Genomic DNA, 19,877 nt, shown 5'->3' with positions numbered 1-19,877 from the left:
CTTATGACCTGAAAATATAAAAAAAGAAAGGGCACCTCGATCGGCGCCCGAATCCTGAATTAGCTTATTTTATGGTGTGGCTGGCTGAGCTGCTTGCGTATCTTGCGTATTAACAGATTTGGCCCATTTTCTTTTCTCCCGTGCCATCAAAATAAAGATCACCAGCAATAAGCCGGTTAACAGGAGTAAGAACCCGCCAAGCTCTGGAATAAAATATTGCAAGCCTCCCCCTTTGAACCCCATTCCCCTCAAAAATTTGAATTGCCAGGTGAGCGGAAGGATGTTGCCAATCGTTTGCAGTGGTCCTGGAAGCATGACTGTAGGCAATTGAGCCCCGCTAAGCAAAAAAGATGGGAGCATGATCAGCATGATACGAGAAGAGGCTTTGTCCGGGGTTGCCGCCGTCCATCCCAGGGCCATCCCCAAAAGACTAAGGGTAGTGGTGAACAATAAAAATGGAATACTGATTTCCCACACATTGGCCTCAAAACGAAGCCCGCCAACCTGCTTGAGTACACCAAGACTCAAATAGAAGGCTGCGCATCCCACCAAAGCATAAGGCAGCACTCGCATCAGCAGATTGCTCCAATGCTCCAATTCCCCCTCCAATTTCCCGTTCACCCGCAAACGGGGAACGATCGTCAGAGCAGCAGAGCCAATTAATGAAATCATGACCGTATTGACAAAGCCTATAACCGAGGTCATAAGTGTCGAGTTTGTCGGATTATATAAGAGGCGTTGCTGGAGCAGCATATTGGTGGTCATCCCCGTCAGCTGGCTGTCGCTTAACCCCATAGCCTTGAGACTCCCGCCAGCCAGCGTCGCATTTTCCGTCGAAATCACTTCAGCCACGGCTGAGCGCAGATTCCCTGTTGCCGCCCCCATCGTGTTATCTACATAAAAGCCAATATTGCTCTGAATTCCTTTGAGCCGATTTTCCTCCAGGCCAGCCGGAAGATAGATCACCGCAAAAAACTTTTCATTATATAAAAACAAATTCGGATCGGCCTCATTTTCCTGCACATAACGAACATCGATATATTGGGATGCGTCCAATTTATTAATAAGCTGCCGGCTGTAATTGCTATGGTCCAGATCCACTACGGCTATTGAAGCATCGTTGATCTGATTATTTTTAAAGACATAACCGAACATAGCAGCGACAACAATAGGAACGAACAGGATAATGTAAACCATCTTGCCGTTGAACAAATGCTTCCATTCATCAGCGAATGCTCTCATCGTGTTTTAACCTCCACTGTCATGCCAGGCAACAATTCAGGAGTCCGCTCTACATTGACACGCACCTGGAAAGAACTGATATCCGCCAGACCTTTATCGCGGCTCATTCTCATATTCGTGTACTGTGGAGCAGAGGTGATGTATCTTACCGTGCCTTGGATATCTTTATCTAAAGCAACGACATGGGAAGTAACATTGCCTCCTGCTTTAAACTTGGTCAAGGAAGCCTCATCCACATAAATATCATAGTATAGCTGGTTTGTTTCAATAACTGCACCTGTTGCCCCCGTGGAGACGATCTCACCCAGTTTCGGTACGACACGTGTGACCTTGCCGTCAGTCGTTGCCTTCAACACCATGCGTCCACGTTGCAGTTCCAGTGTTTTGAGCTGAACCGCCAAGGCCTGCTTTTGTTGAACGAGCAGGTCGACATTGTATTCACTGTTTTTGACATCTTTCCGTGTCTGGGCCGTTTGGGTTAATGCTTCCTTGGCCTTTTCTGTTTTGATGCGGGCTTGCTGGCGCTCCTCGGCTGTTGCCCCTGCCTGCATTTTCTCTAGCGCGGTCTGCTGCTGCTCGACCCCATTTTTAGCAATTTCGGCTTGTTTGCCGGCTGCTTTAATCTGATTATTCGCAATCTCTATCTGATCCCGGGCTGTATCTAGGGCAACCTGGGCCGTGTCCATTTGATTTTTGGCATTATCCAGCTCCGCTTTGGTACTGGCCCCGGCATCATACAGCGCTTGAACCCGCTTGTAATTGACCTTGGCCAAATCCAGCGCCTGTTGTCTGGAGGCCACTGTTTTTTGCGCTATCTCTGCGTTGCTTTTAGCCGTCTCCACCCCTGTCTGGGCAGCATCCGCCGATTGCTGCGCCGCTTCAACAGCCAGCTTTTGCCTTTGAATATCCTCCACACGTGTGCCCTGATTCAATAAGGATTCTCCTGCCTGCGCAGCCTGAATATCCAGTTCCCCCTGCTTTTCCGAAGCCGTAATTTTGTCCGACTGATTTTGCAGCCCCTCCTTGGCTTGCTTGATTTTCACATCGGACTGGGTGATATCGGTTTTTAATTTTTCAATTTGCAGATCAAGATCAACAGGATCAAGCGTCATGAGGACATCGCCTTTTTTCACCTGCTGCTCCTCCTTGACTTCAATAGACTTAACCCTTCCACCTACTCCTTGAAAGGAAACATTTACGGTATCTGCTGTAAGCAGCGTGTTTTTTTGTTGGGCCGCCATACTAACGGCATCTTTGCCGCTCATCGCCATCATCGTACCTCCAGTACCGAGTGCAAGTACAAGTAAAGCGTATGGAATAAGCTTTTTATTCATGGAAATGAATCTCCTTCATGATGGATTTAGCACATTATGTCAAAAACAAATTAGCCATCTTATAGTACGGCGTCTAACTATTTGTGTCAGGAAAAACATTATTCCCTTTTTACGCGTTCCACACCCATAGAAAGCTTCTGTAACAGTTCGGCCAAGCGGGCATGATCCTCATCTGCAAATTCAGATAGTAAATTTGAAAAAATTTGGATAAGCAAAGGGACTCTGTCCGTCATGAACTGCTTTCCCGCTTCGGTAAGATGAATGGCGGTCATGCGACGGTCTTTGAGCGTACTCCTCTGAATGATACCGTCACGTTCCAGCTTGTCGATTACACTGGTAACCGTCGAACGTGTAACCCCGGAATGATCAGCCAACTCCGACGGAGTAAACGAGCGGTCATGCAAAAACAAAGGCATGAGAATTTTCAGATTTCCGATCGAAAGGCCGTATTCGGACAATCTGGAGCATACACCATTGTAAACCTCATGAGCTGTCTGTACAAAAAGAATTAACGTGCTCAAACATTGCGGGTTCAATTGCGGAAATTTTTCTGTTAATAACTTTATTCTATTGGGATCGTGTTTAATATTAAACTCCGAATTCAATGTCAAGGTCCCCTTCTGTAATTAGTAAACATACTATACGATGCCGTATAGTTATGTGTCAATACGTATTTTCTGCAACCATACCAAAAAATCCTGTGCATCCGTCAAGCCTTCAAGATTGCACAGGATTTTTTATTTTTAGAAAAACCGTCCCTTTTTTAGTACTAGCGGAATCCCGCCAATGATAAACAGATAGCGGAGATCAACGATTTTTTTCAACTGTGCTGCGACCCAGCCTTTTATTTTGCGTTTGCCCACCACCGCAACAGCCTCACCTTTTCCAAGCGAGGCAACCGTCCCTTTATTGGAAAATACGAACTTGTTAAGCTCTTTATTACGGAGGGTAGCGACCAGATTCTTGGCACAGATCACCCCTTGCTGCATTGCAATTTGCGCAGTAGGCGGGTAGGGGCGACCTTCAGGATTTAACATCAGGGAGCTGTCCCCGATAATGAAAATGTCATCGTGATCCGGCGCACGTAGAAAATCGTCGATTTTCACCCTGCCACGCATCACTTCGAATCCGGCCTTCTCAATCAATCCGTTTCCACGGATACCCCCCGTCCAGACCACCGTGCAGGCTTCGATTTTCTCACCCTCACCCACGATTACGCCATCCTCCAGGCATTCCTTAATCGGAATACCGATGCGGAAGTTAACCCCCTTGCGCTTAAGAACATCCATTGCATATTCCACCAGCTCAGGGTCAAATCCCGGCAATGCCGTAGGGGCCGCCTCGACGTTAATGATTTGAATTCGGTTAAAATCGATGTCATAAGCTTTGGCCAGCTGTGGCAGACGATCTGCCAGTTCCGCAACGAACTCAATGCCGCTGAAGCCAGCGCCACCTACAACAAAGTTTAGTCTGCCTGGTTTACCGTCATTTTTATAGAGAGCCAACTGGTATTCAATATGTTCACGAATCAGGCGAACAGAGTTAATACTGCGGATCGTCAGTGCGAACTTATCCATTCCTGGAATCCCAAATGTTTCCGGCTCCCCACCCAGCCCGATCACCAGGTAATCATAGGACAACGAGCCATCCTCCAGTACGATTTTTTTCTCCTTTGGAATGATTTCCTTCACCGTTCCTTTGACTAAATCGACCTTGAACTCATCAATCAGCTGCGCAATCGGAATCCGTGAATGTTCAATCGTATCCGTGCCGGCTGCTGGCATATGAAGATGTGTCGTAATATAGTGGTAATCATGTCGATTAATCAGTGTGACGCTCGCCTCATTGTGCTTGAGCTCTTTTTGCAATTGCTGGGCCGTCAATATGCCACCATATCCTGCTCCAACAATCACAATTTTAGGAATATTGCCCATATGCCTATACCCCTTCCGGTACATAATCATTACATATTCACAGCTTTTCTCTTGAAATGGTATTTTCTACGCCCATGAAGTGTTCACTAAATATTAATTGCTTTACCTTTGCAAGTGGAATCCGGCAGTTTATAATAAGAAGCAATGAATCATGCATTCGATGGCTATTTAAACCTCTATATGACTGATTCAATATCCATAATTCATACCATAATCCCTTTCGGAGGTGTTTTTAGAGTGACAGCTCAATCTACAGGCGCGGAATTACGCGACCTGATTATTATTGGCGGTGGTCCAGCCGGTATATTCGCTGCTTTCTACGGGGGAATGCGTCAGACATCCGTCACCTTAATTGAAAGTATGCCCCAACTGGGCGGCCAGCTTGCAGCCCTTTATCCAGAAAAATATATTTATGACGTTGCCGGCTTTCCTAAAGTGACCGCACAGGAGCTGGTCAACAATTTGGTCCAGCAAATGAATCACTTCAATCCAGACGTACGACTGGAGGAGAAAGTCGTATCGTTAGAGAAAAAGGATGAACGCCACTTTATCATTAAAACAGACAAAGGCGGCGAGTATCATGGTAAAGCGGTTATCATTACCGCTGGTGTGGGTGCCTTTGAACCACGCAGACTGGAACTGCCTGGCGCAGATCATTTTGAAAAAACGAACCTGCATTACTTTGTCAGCGATCTGAACAAATTTGCAGGCCGAAAAGTGCTCATCAGCGGTGGCGGCGACTCTGCAGTCGACTGGGCACTTATGCTGGAACCGATTGCAGAACAGGTTACATTGATTCACCGCCGTGATAAATTCCGTGCGCATGAACACAGTGTAGAAAACCTTCTCGCTTCCAAGGTAAATGTCATTACACCAACAGAAATTACAGAACTGCATGGGGAAGATACCATTACCAAGGTCACGCTCGCACATGTAAAAACCAAAGAGACTCAGGAAATCGAAGTAGACGATGTCATCGTTAACTTTGGATTTGTGTCCACACTTGGCCCGATTGCTGAATGGGGAATTGAGATCGAAAATAACTCCATCGTGGTCGATTCCCGCCAGGAAACCAATATTCCCGGCATTTTCGCCGCAGGGGATATCACGACTTACCCAGGGAAGCTCAAGCTGATTGCCGTTGGCTTTGGTGAAGCACCTACGGCAGTCAACAACGCCAAGGTCTATGTAGATCCGGACGCCAAGCTGTCACCGGGTCACAGCAGTAACATGAAATTGTAGTTTATTTTAGACTATGACAAAAAAGGGTATTTTACTCCAAATTTGAATCGTTGGAGTGAAATACCCTTTTTCACGGTGTGCCTATTCGTTGCAGTGATTGTCTGTAAAGTCATCCGAACCCTGAACGGCTTTACAGTCGCAGTACGAGAGCTTGTCCGGTCTAATGAAGGACTACGGCTGTATTCATCTCTAGTTTTCTTTTGTGAATTTCAGCCAGCAACAGTGCAATGAAGTCACATTCAAGTTTAAGCTCGATTGCCATCTGATAGGAATCCAAAAGCATTTCATCCGTCAGCATAGCCATCCTCGACACAACCTTTCCTTTTATTTCAAAATCTATTCTATCAAAATACTAAAAACGGAACAAGCGTTCTGTTATCCACAGTCAATTGTGGAAATCCTGTGTATAAATTGTTGGTAAGTGTCGTTAACCCATGTATGTGACAGGGGATAATGTGGACAATACTTATACACAGAATTTTGACGCCTAAATGCAAAAAAATATTTTCATAGTTTGTACAAATTTATTATATTTGACGTCATGTCAAGGCATCTTATTGGGGCCTTGTGTTTACCTCCAAAATCCATACCCGTCCATTGGGATCAAGTCCATAATCAAACCCCAATTGCCCGATCCCTGGAAATCTTCTCTCAAGTACCGGAATACAGTGCCGGGTGAGATCCACGATTTCCCGCCGCTTCTTGATAGCCAGCCGCTGGGGATATATCATCCGAAGCGCCTCTCTTCCCTTTAATAGGGTTCCACCTTTGCACAGGTTCGTAATAACCAAACCAGGGCGGGCATGACGTGCAACCACTGCACGGAAAATCCACTTTTCTCCTTCCTTGGCCACCTTGACCCGATAGTCGACAGGTCGACCTTGAATGCTTGCCAATTGGATGCCTTGCTGAATGAGATACGGCCGCTGGATTCGAAGTCTGCTGATTCCGTCCACAAGTGCTTTAAAATGATTGAAACGATATGTGTTCTCCATACGCGTGCATGTATATTCCCTACGCTCCTTTGCAACGCGCATAACCCCGTTTCCTCCGCCTCCCTTCACGGGCTTTATGAATACAAAAGCATGTCGCCGCAACATCATGCGCAGCTGCTCCTCACTATATAGACACGTTTCCGGTATATAAACGGCGGTATATGGATGGCGGAGCAGCGCCTTCGTCTTTAACCACTTGCTTGCAAGCTGTCTCATCAATCCTCTCTCCTTTCGCCATCAGCTATACTTATACATACTCAACAGGGATACGCTATTCTTGGATGATTGTCTCCAGACGCATAGCATTTCGACAAGATCACTGCAGACGGTAGCATGCACCGGAGATCACTGGTACAATGACAATAATCTGACTACTATTTGCCCGGAGCAGCGGATTTTACCTGCAAATTGTTTTTTTCAACAAGGAGGTTAACGCATGAACAGCAAAATTGGCATCATGGACATTGGCTCCAACTCCATACGTCTGGTGATCTATGAAATGACAGAGACAGGAGCCTACCGGATTGTCCAGGAATGCAAAGAGGCTGCCCGACTAAGTGAAAAGGTTGGGGCAGGCGGCCGCATGGAACGGGAAGCGATTCGAAGCATCGCTCCACTACTGCGCCAATTCATGACGGTATGCCGTATGCACGAAGTAGTTCGTATGCGTGCAGCCGCGACAGCCGCAATCCGCAATGCGGTCAATTCGGACGAAATTGTTCAATGGATTGCGGAGGAAACAGGCTTAACGTTGGAAATATTAAGCGGAGAACAGGAGGGCTATGCCGGTTTTCTGGGTGTGGTCAATACAATGAATATAAACGACGGCATTATTATTGACATCGGGGGCGGAAGTACTGAAATTACACTGTTCCGTGAGCGGAAGCGGCTGCATACCGTTTCGTTTCCCTTTGGTGCGGTCAATATGAATTGGCGTTTTGGACGGGAAGTCAAGAATGGGGAATGGTCTCCTCAGCAGATCGAGGAAATGGAGAGCTTTGTTCGTTCTTCACTGCAAAACCATGATTGGATATTTTCCAATCCGGGCCTGCCATTCATCGGTCTGGGCGGCACCCTGCGCACCTTGGCTAAAATCAATCAAAAACAGCAGGATTACTCGCTGCCTGTCACGCACCATTACGAAATGACGGCAGCAGACGTCAATTATTTTTATGAAACTCTGCCCCATCTCCCTTATGAAAAACGAAAAAAAACAGCCGGCCTGTCCAAAGACAGAGCCGACATCATTGTACCTGGACTCATTATATTAAAAACAATATTCGATGCTGCTCAAGGCATCGCGTATTTGATCAGTGGAGCGGGCCTGCGGGACGGTCTGTTTCATGAGCTGGTGAATACCGACCAACCTGTGGTAGCTAATCCGCTCATCACCTCCATACGCAATATCCTGTCGTTCGGTGTCCCAGTTAGCGAGGCACATATCCGACGTGTTCATGAGTACGCTGTGCTGCTTTATGACGCATTGACCGACACAGCATCCATAGCAATGGACAAGCGCTTGCTGCTGACCGCGGCTACCCTTTACAAGACGGGAGCTGCCTTGAATTATTACCATTTCCGCCAGCATTCCGTGTTCTGGATCCTGCATGCAGGCATAGGCGGTTTAACTCACCGGGAAACGGTACTGGCTGCACTGATCGCTGATTACCATCCCAAAAATCGGACGCCTCGACTGTTGCGTACACATACCGACATTCTGGAGCCCTCGGACGAAGATCGCGTGCATCGGCTCGGTTCCCTGCTTCAGCTCGCCATCGGCATGGATCGGAGCGAATCCGGCATCATTACCAGCATCCATCCCACGACAGGAGAGGATGCACTGCATATTCGCCTGGAAAGCAAGAGTGAACCGATTCTGGAACAACGGGAGCTGGTAGCTGTCGCTAAAGATTTTCAAAAGGCCTGGAATCTTACATTGTCGTGGTCCATTCTTCCTTCTTCCAGTTTTTAACCTTCATCGCTTCGAATTGGCTCCTGATGGGAGCCTCTTCGTCGTTTCTTGCTACAAATTGATAGCTGCCATTAGGCAGAAGCTGCCGCGCCTTCACATTATCGTTCAAGGATAAACGTAAAATATCCGCCAGCATTTCTTTGATTCGTTCATCATAAATCGGACACATCAACTCAATTCGGCGAGTCAGATTGCGAGTCATCCAATCCGCACTGGACAGGAAAAGCTCCGAATGACCTGCATTTTCAAAGTAGAACAGCCTGGAATGCTCCAGGAAACGGTCGACAATACTGATAACCCGAATGTTCTCGCTAAAGCCCTCCACCCCGGGACGCAAACAGCAGACCCCTCGAATGATTAAATCAATCTTTACACCTGCTTGAGAAGCCGCATATAGTTCATCGATCATTTCCTGATTGGATAAAGAATTGATTTTGGCAATGATACGGGCCGGCTTGCCTGCAAGTGCTTGCTCCGCTTCCCTGCGGATTAACTCGAACAGCTTATTTTTCATTCCCGTTGGAGCTACCGTGAAAGCTTGCAGGGTCTTGAGTGCAGAGAAGCCCGTAATTTCATTGAACAGATCAGAGGCATCCTCGCCCAACACCGGATCTGACGTGAATAACCCGATATCCGTATATACACGAGCCGTACTTTCATTGTAGTTGCCAGTTCCCACATGCACGTATCGTTTGAGCGCGTTACGCTCGTGACGTACCACGAGGATGATTTTGGCGTGTGTCTTCAAACCGACCAGTCCGTACACCACATGACAGCCTGCTTTCTCAAGCGTACGCGCCCAGGCAATATTACGCTCCTCATCAAAACGGGCTTTCAGCTCCACCACCACCGTGACCTGCTTGCCTGATTCGGCCGCACGTGCCAGTGCCGGAATCAGCCTGGATTCCCCGTTGACCCGGTACAGGGTCATTTTGATGGCCATCACATCGGGGTCCTCTGACGCTTCAATAATAAAATCCGTCACTGCATCGAATGATTCATACGGATGATATACCAGCACGTCCCGCTTGCGAAGTACGCTGAAAATATCCTCTTGCGGGGGCAGCTCTTCCGGATACAACGGTTTGATTGGCGGAAATTTCAGATGCGAATGCCCCTCCAAGTGATCGGCAAAAGACGATAAAAACGTCAAATCGAGTGGCCCGTCCATCTCGAACACATGATCGAACAGCTTAAATTCACGTTGAAGCTCCGTTAGAGCAAAGGGATGAATCCCTTTTTCCACTTCCAGTCTTACCGGCGCACCGCGTCTTCTTCGACGCAGCTCTTTTTCAATCTCTTCGAGCAAATCTTCGATCTCTTCTTCATTAATGGACAAATCGGAATTACGCGTAACACGAAAGGCATGAACCGCCTCCGGAACATATCCCGTGAAAAGCGTTTGTATATGATGCTTAATAAGCTCTTCAATTAAAATAAATGATTTCTTCTTACTGTTTGAACGCAGCGGCACTGTAACAACACGCGGAATATTGGAAGGCACCTGCACAATGGCAAAAAGCGGCTTATCCTCCTCGGTGTCCCCCGGACGTTTCAAGACGACTGCTAGATATACGTATTTATTGTGAACCAATGGAAAAGGACGGCTTTGATCAACCGCCATCGGCGTTAGCACCGGAAATATAATGTCATGGAAATAAGCATCCAGCGACTTGCGCTGTGTCGTATTTAAATCTCCATATTCAAGCAATAAGAGTCCTTTTTTCGTCAAGAGGCGAGAAATATCGCGATAGGTCCGATATTGTTCGGATACCATCGAGACGGTGCGCTTCATCAGGCGTTTGTACAAACCGGAGGGAGTATACCCGGTAAAATCCTTTTGCATAAAACCAGCCTTGATCTTCTCTCTCGTCTCTGCTACCCGGACGGCCATAAACTCATCCAAATTACTAGACACAATCGCCAAAAATTTGGCTCTTTCCAGCAACGGTGTATCTGCATCCTGAGCTTCCTGAAGCACACGGCGGTTAAATTCAATCCAGCTTAAATCCCGGTTAAAATAACGTTCTGACCCGGCTTTATCCTTTTTCTGACTCTCTATCAACATATGGCCTCCATCAATTCATGCAGTATAGTTATCCTTTTATTGTACTATTAGATGAAATGCACTAGCATCACGGCTGTGTAAACGCAATGTAAAATGTGTGTAAACGCAGCTGGATGTTGAAAAGGTCAATCGGATGCTTTACAAAAATAGCATTAATAGGGTACAGTGTTTACGTCTGTTTCATAGAGTAGAATGATAAAATGCACCTTTTTCAACCACACTCAATTGCTGATTTTTAAATGGCATCCTATAGGGAGGATTTTCGTTATGGAACCCAAGAAAACGCCACGCGTACTGCAAAAAAACATCGAATTTTTTACCGCAGCGCTGTCTCAACACCTCGTTTCAGTCTGGCAAGAGGACCCTACGGGCGTATACTGTGAGATCGGCTGTGGATATATCGAGTTGTTCAGCAGCGAAATGATTCGAGTGCGCAATCAGGATGGGACCCCAAGCCATTATGACCGCAACATTACCATGTTTCAGTTGATCACGAAGGATCAACCGATATAATTATTATATGCTATGCCTATGCTGTTCTTCCAGATTAGAATTGTTTTTATCTTAAAGATAATGCATGTTCGCAGACCAATCCTTTAACCAGCTGTGCTACTGGCTTTATATCTGCCAAAGCTGGAAATTTTACTTAAAAAGCGCCATAGAGCGCTTTTTTTGTCGACTTTTTTTGAACATCGTTTCAAAAAGCAGTATGATAAGGGAGCATATTACCTACATTTAAAGGGGAATCAACCGATGGAGCACATAACATCAGATGGACGCATCCTGGTCATGACCGCGGTTGAAGGCGAACGGGAGGCCGTGCTGCGCGGCCTGAAAGGCGATACTCGCTTTAAGGTTGAGCTGGCAGGTGTGGGCGCTCCATCCGCAGCGGCTTCAACCGCGCTGGCGCTGGCTGCTGGCGGCTTCCGCCTGGTCATCAGCGCCGGGATTGGCGGCGGCTTCATCGAGACCGCCGCGCTGGAGAGCGTCGTCGTCGCTGACGCGATCATCGCCGCCGACCTCGGGGCCGAGACGGCAAACGGCTTTAGCAGTGTGGACGAGCTGGGCTTCGGCTCCAGCCGAATCGCCGTGAACACTGGCGCCAGCCAGCGGATTGTTCAGGCCTTGCGCGCCGCCGGACAGACAGCTGTCGCCGGGCCGATCCTGACCGTGACAACGGCCACAGGCACGTCGTCAACCGCGGAACAGCTGGCTAACCGTGTTCCCGGAGCCGCTGCCGAAGCAATGGAGGGCTACGGCGTAGCCGTGGCAGCGAACAAGCTGGAGCTGCCTGTGATGGAAATCCGCACGATTTCCAATGCCGTCGGTCCACGTGACCGTGCAGCCTGGCGGATCAAAGAGGCTTTGCAAGCGTTGGAAGCCGCATTTTCTACATTAACGGAGGTTATATAGATGCAAATTGCTTTTTCACCTTGTCCCAATGACACCTTTGTCTTTCATGCCCTGGCGCATGGTTTGATTCCGGGCGCGCCCGCGCTGGATATTACCTTTGCCGATATCGACATCACCAACAATCTGGCGATCACACCAGACGGACTGGATATTATGAAAATCTCGTATGCCGCGCTCCCTTGGGTGCTGGATGAATATGCTCTGCTGCCTTGTGGTGGCGCACTGGGCCGGGGTTGTGGGCCGCTCGTGCTGACCAAAGAAGGCTCCACGGTGGAAGGCCCGAAAGCCTTGTCTGGCAAGCGTGTAGCCGTACCAAGTGAACGTTCAACCGCCTACCTGCTGTTCCGCCTGTGGGCAGCCAAGCATGTGCCTGGAGGTGTAGGCGAGATCGTCGTCATGCCGTTTGACCAAATCATGCCTGCTGTCCGTGACGGTCATATAGATGCCGGACTGGTTATTCATGAAGCACGCTTTACATATCCGTCCTACGGACTCCGCAAGCAAGTCGATCTGGGCAACTGGTGGGAAGAAGATACAGGACTCCCGATCCCGCTCGGAGCGATTATTGCCCGTCGAAATCTGGATCTGGATGCGATCACAGACTGGATACGCGCCTCTGTCGAGTACGCGTGGAAGCACCCTGAAGCTTCCCGCGAGTATGTATTGTCTCATGCACAGGAGCTGTCACCGGATGTAGCCCAGTCACATATCGACCTGTACGTGAACGATTTTACCGCCAATCTGGGCGACAGCGGTTATGCCGCTATCGAAGCCTTGCTCGGACGTGCCGCACAGGAAGGGCTGGTGCCTTCGTTTGATTTGGCCAAGCTGCGCCTTGCCTCCACAATCCGCTAAAACCTATAAAACCTCCCGAACGAGCACATGCCTAACCATGCGTCCAGTTCGGGAGGTTTTATCATTTCTTCGTATAGTAAATTCTCATTTTAGACTCTCTGAATCCTGTCTTTAGTTCTGTTCTTGCTCCACGACCTCGGTCTTAAATACATTATCCAGCTTGGTGCCCAATCTTTTCACCAGCGGCACCTTGATATCCCGACTCAGTTCCTTGAAAAAAGCGTCCATGTCACAATTAATCTTATCCAACACAACCTTCACGGTGCCCTCTGCCAAAATCTGCTCATTCAGTTCTTCAGGTACCGTAACCGAGATGTCATACTTCTTGCTTAACGTTTTAATGTAGCGGCTAAAGATTTCGATAAGCTCCTCATTGTTGAAATTCTCAACAGCAACTTGCCCTTTGTTCGTAAATTTTAAATTCACTCTCACGTTAGCATTTCCCCTTTTCCTTTTGACCATTTATTTTGGATAAACGTTGAACCGTACAGCGGCTCTTCAAAGAAAGGGCCTTACCGATCGTTTTAGACTCTTGTCCTTTGATATACTAAGTATAACACATTAAGTCTGTTTTCATTTCCCAACTTGTCGTTTTATGATAAAAAATGATACTTTTTGCGCATTTTCAGCATGAATCATTACTTTTCATTCCAATTATTAGTAGAAAATCAAACAAAAAAATACAAGAAAACGCCTATCTTGCAATAGAAAGACGTTTCCACATAAAGAGCTTATATAGCATGCCTCACAGAGGTTTCGTGCATTCCCAACCGTGTGAACGATACTCACGCACGGCATCTCGTAGATCCTCAATATCATCAGTATGCAGCAAAACGGCAGGTAAAATGACCCAATACTCATTTTCCGCCAAATCGATAAATACATCCTCGACGTCATAATATTGCATATCTCCAAATGCCGTATCTCTGATTTTCTGTCCAACCAAAGGGGTAAACCGGGAATCGAATGTTTTCATCACCTTCGTATATTCCTTCACGCCCGTTGCTGTGATCTGCTGTGAAATAATGACGCTCAATACTCTGCTACCTCCCTGACCTAATAATGCTCATTATAACCTTTCCTCAGACCTTCTACAAAACCTTGCGCAAAAAGAATCGTCATATTTTATTTGATAAACTAGCATATTATTCCTGATTCTGTATTTCTATGCCTGGGTACAGGATTGCGTTTCATCAGCCTTGGCCGTTCGGCACCCTTGTTTTCTCGGCGAAGCCGTATTTACCAGATACACGCTGCCTGCAATCAGCACCAAGCCCGCAACAAAAGTCAGGGTAAGAGATTCCTTCAGCATCACCATACTAAAGATCGTAGACAGCACCGGGATCAAAAACGTGTATGAGCCAACGGTTCCTGCATCTCCATTATCGATCAGTTTAAAATAAATCATCCAGCCCATGGCAATCACGAAGATCGAAATAAACGATAAGATTGCAATAAAAGAAGCTGTCCAGTGGATATCGCTCCATTTCTCTGTCGCAAATCCAACCCCGTTAAGCATGATGCCTCCCAATATGAGCTGCATAGTGACCGCCCAAATGGAGTCCAACTGCTTGCTTTTTTTCTTCATATAAATGGTTCCCAGCGCCCAGCACAGTCCCGAGGCCAGCCCCAGCACAATCCCCAATACGGACAAATGGCCTGCCATGCCGCCAGAGCTAATCACGATCACCCCGCCAAATCCAAGCACCAGTCCGATAACCTTCATTGGAAACATACGCTCACCCAGCCATAACCAGGAGAACAATCCCAATAAGATGGGCTGGAGAAATACTAAAGTGGAAAATAACCCGGCAGGCAAATAGCGCAATCCTATCGTCTGCAAACCATAGTAGCCTGCAATATTAAATATCGCCAGAACGAGGTACGTCCATGCATTCTGTCTAAAACGCAAGGTTTTCCGGTGACGCAAAGCGAATAATAGCAAAATCAAACCGCCCAGCAAGGTGCGCATTCCCGAAAAGAATAGCGGGGGCGTATCTGGCAAAGCCAGCTTGGTCAACGGCCAGTTGATCCCCCACACCATGACTAATATCAATACAAGCCACAGCGTGGCTTTTGGTGTTAACTTTTTCATAGATGTCTTCTCTCCTCTGGCATTTTCATCGTTCTTTGCTTACGGTTATAGATATCAAGCCCGTTTGCAAAGCTTCGCTTTACTAGCGTATACTGTGATCACTAATAAATAAAATGAATGTTTTCGATAAGGGAGATAACTTTTCACTTATGACGATTACCCAGATCATGATCTTCGTCCGCGTAGCTGAAACGCTAAGCTTTACCCAAACTGCTCATGAACTGCATATGACGCAGCCCGCTGTCAGCCATGCGATCGCCAGTATCGAAAACGAACTGGATGTCCAGCTATTACTGCGGGATCGCAAAAAAGGCGTACTCCTAACCCATATCGGGCACAAAGTACTGCTGCAATTTCGCATGATGCTGCAAAGCATGGAAAAGGTACAGCAGCAGGTAGCCGCTGAAAAAGGGCTGGATGTTGGCACGGTCACCATCGGTGCCTTTCCCTCGGCCTCAGCCTATTTTCTGCCTCCCATCATCCATCATATTCGCCAGCATTATCCGAACCTGGTTTTTGATCTGCGCGAAGGCTCCACGAATGAGGTCAAGGAATGGGTGCATACCCGGGAAATCGAAGCGGGCATCATCCTGCTGCCTGATCCACAAGTGGATGTCATCCCTTTATGCCAGGATAATATGGTCATCCTCCTGCCGGACGGTCATCCCATGCAAACGCGCGACAAAATCGCCATTCGAGACTTGAATCAACAAGATATGATCTTTTGTAAGGGTGGACATGAGGTTGCCATTATGGAAGGCTTTGAACGCGAACAGAGCCAACTGAAAGCACAATTCATCACTCACAATGTCAGTACTCTGGTCAGCATGGTCCGGCAAGGGCTGGGTATGGGGATCGTTTCCTCACTCTCCTTGTCCACATTCCCCCATGATCTGACTGTCAAGGAAACCATGCCATTGATTACACGCGAGATTGGTATCGCTGTGCCATCCCTGCCCGATGCTTCTCCGGCTGTACAGTTATTTATCCGCACCGCTAAGGAGTTGTTTGTGGATGTGGAGACTTAATATAAAAAATTAGCGTATGGAAGGCATAACCATTTGTAGAAAAGGGAACAGCCCTATGCTATACTGTATTAAGAATACTGTATCATGTACTATGTGTCATATAGCCTATGACATGTGGGTAAAATAAGTATAGCCGCGATGTTCCACCATCGCGACTATCTGACAAAGGCCGGTGGGCGACCACGGCGAGAATTTCATACTAGGTACGAAAAATCACCGGATAGCTAGGCGGCCAACCTATTCCCGGTGGTTTTTCTTGTCTTTACGTGATTGTTTCCAGGCTTGGACCAAAGTCTTTAGACCAGTAGTTATACTGACCAACTTTAGCACAACGTCAAGAATCTTCACGATTAGATCAAATGACACGGCGTCACCCCCTCTCGGGCTAGCTTCGCCGCATCTTCCCCACCGGTTAATTTGTCCAAATCATTATAGCATAATTGGGAAAATTGGAATATAGAGTAGGAATAGTGAGAAGAACTACTAGATGTGTGGTGTCACTTTGTGTTTACAAGGTTAAGCTCGATATGGGTTCGACCGTGCAACCATAGCAGTTCGTCTAGTAAAAATGTCAAGCCATCCTTACTGCGCAAACGCTCAATCACCTCTGTAACGACTTCCACAATCTCACGTTGCACATTCTTCGCTAGTTGAAGGCCGCCACTGTCTCCATCCACATAAAGATGTGGATGATCCAGTTGGTCTATCTTTCGTACATGTCGCAGACACAACATCCCATTTTCCAGATAAAAGAAATAGCTACGATCAAACAGGACCCCCTCAAATAATTCATAGATATAAGGATCATCATCAGGTCCATATACCATGGTAGCTCTTTTCAATTCAACCGATTTGGTCATATAATCCCTCTCCTTTGGATTCATTAATTTTTTTGTTAAATAAAGACCAAGCTATTATATTTATATGTACTTAATGTACGACTTCTTATATATATAATACATCTTCACATTTAATCATTCAATACTTATCGAACAAAATGTACGCATTATTGTAATTCAGGTTTGACTTCACTAATATTTAAGTACATATAATAAGTAGAGGGGGATTGCTCATGGGATTGAAACCAAGTTATAAACCAATGGAAATCACTCTAATTAAACGAGATAAGACACGAACTTACCTTCGTACTCAATTAGGAATATCACCATCGACTTTGGCGAAAATGTCTAATGGGGAATTTGTAGCCATGAGTGTCATTGCACGGATTTGTGAGGAGTTGGATTGTAAAGTTGAAGAGGTTGTTGAATTTATAAAAGAACAACCATTAGATAAAGAGAAAGAGCGCTAATCCGTTTAGGGATAGCGCTCTTTCTTTTCAACTTAATATTGATTTAAAGCGACCGCTTCGCTTGTACAGCACCATTCCACGCACCAACAGATTTTGTCCCTCCTGTGAAACCTTCAAAATATTCTACTTCAAAATTAAAGAATTGACAGGAATGATTTTATACTTAAACCATTTTGTCTACAAATACTAATAAAGTCATTAAAAATGATCTGGCGTATATTCTCTTTAAGGACAAAACGCTAAACCATAAACTCTCTTAAGTAAAAACAGCTTTGTTTTTTAATATTTTCTCGCTCTAACGGATGCCTGATGTCTACTTAGTGAAGTTACGCATTTTTGAAAGAATCAACGCTAAAAATGTTTTGAATTTCGACATATTTTCTCATATATATCCAATATTTATTGATATATTCCATTGAAAATATTGACAACTATCTAATCTCAATGTATTGTATAGAAAATAAATACATTTTTTCTTGAATTATTTATTATTTGGGATCAATTTCCGGGAAGCCGTTGCTGCTTATTTATTCTCATCTAAGCATGGACAGGCCTCTTTGGAATGGATTCATAATAACTTTTCGGAAGGAGGAATCCATAAAGCCGCTTGATGATGACGTCTCAAACTATTGAAAGCGTTATCAAGACTAGACTAGAACCCCCTGAAAGATCCTATTAAAAAATGCAAGGAGGAGTAGTAACATGACAAACCAGACTTTTGTGAATCATCGTAAGTTATCTATGAAATGGTTTATTTTCTCGATAGGAGCCCTGTTCCTAATGCTGGCGGGTTCGTTTGTTTTTGCGGAAAGCGCTTCCGCTCATGGGTATTTGACGGATAGCCGCGCTCATCTATGTTCCACGGGCCAAAACACCAATTGCGGGCCAGTGAGATGGGAGCCTTTTAGTGTGGAAGGGCGAGGGGATTTCCCTGAATTCGGCGTTCCTGACGGCAAGATCGCCAGCGGCGCGAAATTTTTGGAACTCGACGAGCAAACGGCGGATCGCTGGACCAAGGTAGATATGGTAGGCGGGGAGCATACGTTTCATTGGAAGCTTACAGCCAATCACAGCACGAATACATGGGATTATTTTATTACGAAAAAAGACTGGGACCCCAATTCCCCGTTAAAACGAGAGGATCTTGAGTTATTCTGCCGTTATATAGATGACGGTGCGATTCCGCCAATCGACACTTATAACGATTGCTTTGTTCCGAATGACCGGGAAGGATATCACGTTATCGTTGGCGTTTGGGATATCGCAGATACGGAGAATGCCTTCTACCAAGCGATGGATGTTAAGCTCAGCATCAACCCGTCGGCACCGACCACGCCCGACAAGGGTTTCCCGGGAGATCCCAACCGTTTCGGAAAGTACCTCGTCTGGAATACCATCAGGGTTTATACCGAAGGTGAAATCGTTCTGCACAACGGGCAATTGTGGCAAGCTCTGTGGTGGACCCGTGGACAGGAACCGGGAACGACAGGACAGTGGGGTCCGTGGAAGCTGATCGGCGATGTGCCGCCCGATGAGGAAGGCAGCACAGAATTGGGCAGCGCATAAGGGCGGACATATTTTATTCAAAAACGAAGAGGCGGTTGTCGAGTCAAGTTTAAACCCTCAGACATATCCCGCGAGAGCCAGAGAGAAAAATTCTCTCTGGCTTTTTGTTCGTACGCCCAGCATGGGCGTCATCTCACTATCATATATGGACTGCAAATTTAACAAAATAAAAATCCTTTTGAAACTATGTTTGGTATTACACATAGTTTCAAAAGGATTGGATTGTTACTTTTACTCATATATTAACAAGGCTCTTCGCTTGGCTTCCCTGCATCATCACGCGTACGGAAGCTTGAACCACAGCCGCATGTAGCTACGGCATTCGGGTTATGAATCGTGAAGCCGCCTGACATGCCAGACTCTTCAAAGTCGATTTCCAGACCGTCCAGATAGCGGATGCTTTCTTTCTCCACTACGACTTTCATATCCTGTACGTTCATATATATATCCTGATCTGTCTCATTGTCGTCAAAACCCATGGCGTACGAAAATCCGGTACAACCGCCCGGCGTAACACCCAGACGCAAAAACATATTCGGCGTTTCCTGCTGCTCCAGCATTTCCTTCAAGCGTTCAGCAGCGGAATCGGTAATGTTAATCATGGCTCCATCCTCCTCTTTTACTTCATGTTCCCCTTCAGTATACTCCACTATTGGCACGTGCTCAAGTCATGGAATGTCCATGCCTTACGGGGTAAAAGACCTGATTTTACACTCATTTGTATTGATCACCTGTGTGGTGAGGTTTATAATAGATGAAGAGTGTGTAAAAGAAACTGTCGGAAAATTGTCAATTAAATGGCGTTGTTTTAAGACATCCGTCAT

Annotated in this window: 20 protein-coding genes; 8 read left to right on the top strand and 12 right to left on the bottom strand. The window is 46.4% G+C overall.

Annotation, left to right across the window (positions count from 1 at the left end):
* Positions 1-69: 69 nt before the first annotated feature.
* From B4V02_RS04925 to B4V02_RS04910, 4 genes are all read right to left on the bottom strand, one after another.
* Positions 70-1,242 (bottom strand): ABC transporter permease, encoded by a 1,173-nt coding sequence (locus B4V02_RS04925; RefSeq protein WP_094153953.1) that lies wholly within the window; start codon positions 1,240-1,242, stop codon positions 70-72.
* Complete coding sequence (locus B4V02_RS04920; RefSeq protein WP_094153952.1) at positions 1,239-2,576, bottom strand: HlyD family secretion protein; 1,338 nt, start codon at positions 2,574-2,576, stop codon at positions 1,239-1,241. Before B4V02_RS04920 ends, B4V02_RS04925 begins: the two co-directional genes overlap by 4 nt.
* A gap of 98 nt (positions 2,577-2,674) precedes the next feature.
* Positions 2,675-3,181 (bottom strand): MarR family winged helix-turn-helix transcriptional regulator, encoded by a 507-nt coding sequence (locus B4V02_RS04915; RefSeq protein WP_094153951.1) that lies wholly within the window; start codon positions 3,179-3,181, stop codon positions 2,675-2,677.
* A gap of 138 nt (positions 3,182-3,319) precedes the next feature.
* Positions 3,320-4,510, bottom strand: coding sequence for an NAD(P)/FAD-dependent oxidoreductase (locus B4V02_RS04910; protein WP_094153950.1), 1,191 nt, complete (start codon positions 4,508-4,510; stop codon positions 3,320-3,322).
* Between the two features lie 237 nt (positions 4,511-4,747).
* Between B4V02_RS04910 and B4V02_RS04905 the strand changes: the two genes are divergently transcribed.
* Positions 4,748-5,752: an NAD(P)/FAD-dependent oxidoreductase gene (locus B4V02_RS04905; RefSeq protein ID WP_094153949.1), complete on the top strand. Its 1,005-nt coding sequence runs from the start codon at positions 4,748-4,750 to the stop codon at positions 5,750-5,752.
* A 160-nt stretch (positions 5,753-5,912) separates the two neighbouring features.
* Here the strand turns inward: B4V02_RS04905 and sda are convergent, their stop codons facing one another.
* A complete protein-coding gene (sda, locus tag B4V02_RS04900; RefSeq protein WP_023990158.1) occupies positions 5,913-6,056 on the bottom strand; it encodes a sporulation histidine kinase inhibitor Sda in 144 nt (47 codons plus the stop codon).
* Between the two features lie 250 nt (positions 6,057-6,306).
* Positions 6,307-6,963, bottom strand: coding sequence for a YheC/YheD family protein (locus B4V02_RS04895; protein ID WP_094153948.1), 657 nt, complete (start codon positions 6,961-6,963; stop codon positions 6,307-6,309).
* Positions 6,964-7,183: 220 nt separating this feature from the next.
* On the opposite strand from B4V02_RS04895, the gene B4V02_RS04890 reads away from it, so the two are divergent.
* Positions 7,184-8,719: a Ppx/GppA phosphatase family protein gene (locus B4V02_RS04890; RefSeq protein WP_094153947.1), complete on the top strand. Its 1,536-nt coding sequence runs from the start codon at positions 7,184-7,186 to the stop codon at positions 8,717-8,719.
* Here the strand turns inward: B4V02_RS04890 and ppk1 are convergent.
* The gene (gene ppk1 / locus B4V02_RS04885; RefSeq protein WP_094153946.1) at positions 8,679-10,787 is read right to left on the bottom strand and encodes a polyphosphate kinase 1; all 2,109 of its coding nucleotides are present in this window, start codon (positions 10,785-10,787) and stop codon (positions 8,679-8,681) included. The genes B4V02_RS04890 and ppk1 overlap by 41 nt on opposite strands.
* Before the next feature lie 267 nt (positions 10,788-11,054).
* Between ppk1 and B4V02_RS04880 the strand changes: the two genes are divergently transcribed.
* The 3 genes from B4V02_RS04880 (at position 11,055) to B4V02_RS04870 (ending at position 13,055) form a co-directional block, all read left to right on the top strand.
* On the top strand, positions 11,055-11,300 hold the full coding sequence (locus tag B4V02_RS04880) for a hypothetical protein (protein WP_007431922.1): 246 nt from the start codon (positions 11,055-11,057) through the stop codon (positions 11,298-11,300).
* 240 nt (positions 11,301-11,540) lie between these two features.
* The gene (locus tag B4V02_RS04875; protein ID WP_094153945.1) at positions 11,541-12,200 is read left to right on the top strand and encodes a futalosine hydrolase; all 660 of its coding nucleotides are present in this window, start codon (positions 11,541-11,543) and stop codon (positions 12,198-12,200) included.
* Positions 12,201-13,055 carry a 1,4-dihydroxy-6-naphtoate synthase gene (locus B4V02_RS04870; protein WP_094153944.1) on the top strand — a complete coding sequence of 285 codons (855 nt, stop codon included), beginning with the start codon at positions 12,201-12,203 and terminating at the stop codon, positions 13,053-13,055.
* A 111-nt stretch (positions 13,056-13,166) separates the two neighbouring features.
* On the opposite strand, the gene B4V02_RS04865 is transcribed toward B4V02_RS04870, so the two are convergent.
* The 3 genes from B4V02_RS04865 to B4V02_RS04855 form a co-directional block, all read right to left on the bottom strand.
* Positions 13,167-13,487, bottom strand: a complete 321-nt coding sequence (locus B4V02_RS04865) for a hypothetical protein (protein WP_007431945.1) — start codon at positions 13,485-13,487, stop codon at positions 13,167-13,169.
* A gap of 313 nt (positions 13,488-13,800) precedes the next feature.
* Positions 13,801-14,091, bottom strand: a complete 291-nt coding sequence (locus tag B4V02_RS04860) for a hypothetical protein (protein WP_007431946.1) — start codon at positions 14,089-14,091, stop codon at positions 13,801-13,803.
* 129 nt (positions 14,092-14,220) lie between these two features.
* The gene (locus tag B4V02_RS04855; RefSeq protein ID WP_094153943.1) at positions 14,221-15,150 is read right to left on the bottom strand and encodes a DMT family transporter; all 930 of its coding nucleotides are present in this window, start codon (positions 15,148-15,150) and stop codon (positions 14,221-14,223) included.
* Between the two features lie 149 nt (positions 15,151-15,299).
* On the opposite strand from B4V02_RS04855, the gene B4V02_RS04850 reads away from it, so the two are divergent.
* Positions 15,300-16,178: a LysR family transcriptional regulator gene (locus tag B4V02_RS04850; protein ID WP_094153942.1), complete on the top strand. Its 879-nt coding sequence runs from the start codon at positions 15,300-15,302 to the stop codon at positions 16,176-16,178.
* Between the two features lie 497 nt (positions 16,179-16,675).
* On the opposite strand, the gene B4V02_RS04845 is transcribed toward B4V02_RS04850, so the two are convergent.
* Positions 16,676-17,038 carry a hypothetical protein gene (locus B4V02_RS04845; RefSeq protein WP_094153941.1) on the bottom strand — a complete coding sequence of 121 codons (363 nt, stop codon included), beginning with the start codon at positions 17,036-17,038 and terminating at the stop codon, positions 16,676-16,678.
* Between the two features lie 212 nt (positions 17,039-17,250).
* Between B4V02_RS04845 and B4V02_RS04840 the strand changes: the two genes are divergently transcribed.
* Both B4V02_RS04840 and B4V02_RS04835 read left to right on the top strand, forming a co-directional pair.
* Positions 17,251-17,487 (top strand): helix-turn-helix domain-containing protein, encoded by a 237-nt coding sequence (locus B4V02_RS04840; protein ID WP_094153940.1) that lies wholly within the window; start codon positions 17,251-17,253, stop codon positions 17,485-17,487.
* A 702-nt stretch (positions 17,488-18,189) separates the two neighbouring features.
* Positions 18,190-19,053, top strand: coding sequence for a lytic polysaccharide monooxygenase (locus B4V02_RS04835; RefSeq protein WP_094153939.1), 864 nt, complete (start codon positions 18,190-18,192; stop codon positions 19,051-19,053).
* A 242-nt stretch (positions 19,054-19,295) separates the two neighbouring features.
* Here the strand turns inward: B4V02_RS04835 and B4V02_RS04830 are convergent, their stop codons facing one another.
* Positions 19,296-19,655 carry a HesB/IscA family protein gene (locus B4V02_RS04830; protein WP_007431955.1) on the bottom strand — a complete coding sequence of 120 codons (360 nt, stop codon included), beginning with the start codon at positions 19,653-19,655 and terminating at the stop codon, positions 19,296-19,298.
* Positions 19,656-19,877 lie beyond the last annotated feature (222 nt).

The organism is Paenibacillus kribbensis, from assembly GCF_002240415.1.
GTDB lineage: Bacteria > Bacillota > Bacilli > Paenibacillales > Paenibacillaceae > Paenibacillus > Paenibacillus kribbensis.
This window is presented reverse-complemented; position numbering and strand designations above follow the sequence as displayed.

Excerpts from the sequence above, each read along its gene's own strand:
- B4V02_RS04830 (WP_007431955.1), bottom strand. The coding sequence starts at position 19,655 with ATGATTAACATTACCGATTCCGCTGCTGAACGCTTGAAGGAAATGCTG.
- B4V02_RS04870 (WP_094153944.1), top strand. The coding sequence starts at position 12,201 with ATGCAAATTGCTTTTTCACCTTGTCCCAATGACACCTTTGTCTTTCAT.
- B4V02_RS04845 (WP_094153941.1), bottom strand. The coding sequence starts at position 17,038 with ATGACCAAATCGGTTGAATTGAAAAGAGCTACCATGGTATATGGACCT.
- B4V02_RS04895 (WP_094153948.1), bottom strand. The coding sequence starts at position 6,963 with ATGAGACAGCTTGCAAGCAAGTGGTTAAAGACGAAGGCGCTGCTCCGC.
- B4V02_RS04925 (WP_094153953.1), bottom strand. The coding sequence starts at position 1,242 with ATGAGAGCATTCGCTGATGAATGGAAGCATTTGTTCAACGGCAAGATG.
- B4V02_RS04890 (WP_094153947.1), top strand. The coding sequence starts at position 7,184 with ATGAACAGCAAAATTGGCATCATGGACATTGGCTCCAACTCCATACGT.
- B4V02_RS04840 (WP_094153940.1), top strand. The coding sequence starts at position 17,251 with ATGGGATTGAAACCAAGTTATAAACCAATGGAAATCACTCTAATTAAA.
- B4V02_RS04855 (WP_094153943.1), bottom strand. The coding sequence starts at position 15,150 with ATGAAAAAGTTAACACCAAAAGCCACGCTGTGGCTTGTATTGATATTA.
- B4V02_RS04920 (WP_094153952.1), bottom strand. The coding sequence starts at position 2,576 with ATGAATAAAAAGCTTATTCCATACGCTTTACTTGTACTTGCACTCGGT.
- B4V02_RS04910 (WP_094153950.1), bottom strand. The coding sequence starts at position 4,510 with ATGGGCAATATTCCTAAAATTGTGATTGTTGGAGCAGGATATGGTGGC.
- ppk1 (WP_094153946.1), bottom strand. The coding sequence starts at position 10,787 with ATGTTGATAGAGAGTCAGAAAAAGGATAAAGCCGGGTCAGAACGTTAT.
- sda (WP_023990158.1), bottom strand. The coding sequence starts at position 6,056 with ATGGCTATGCTGACGGATGAAATGCTTTTGGATTCCTATCAGATGGCA.
- B4V02_RS04880 (WP_007431922.1), top strand. The coding sequence starts at position 11,055 with ATGGAACCCAAGAAAACGCCACGCGTACTGCAAAAAAACATCGAATTT.
- B4V02_RS04875 (WP_094153945.1), top strand. The coding sequence starts at position 11,541 with ATGGAGCACATAACATCAGATGGACGCATCCTGGTCATGACCGCGGTT.
- B4V02_RS04835 (WP_094153939.1), top strand. The coding sequence starts at position 18,190 with ATGACAAACCAGACTTTTGTGAATCATCGTAAGTTATCTATGAAATGG.
- B4V02_RS04850 (WP_094153942.1), top strand. The coding sequence starts at position 15,300 with ATGACGATTACCCAGATCATGATCTTCGTCCGCGTAGCTGAAACGCTA.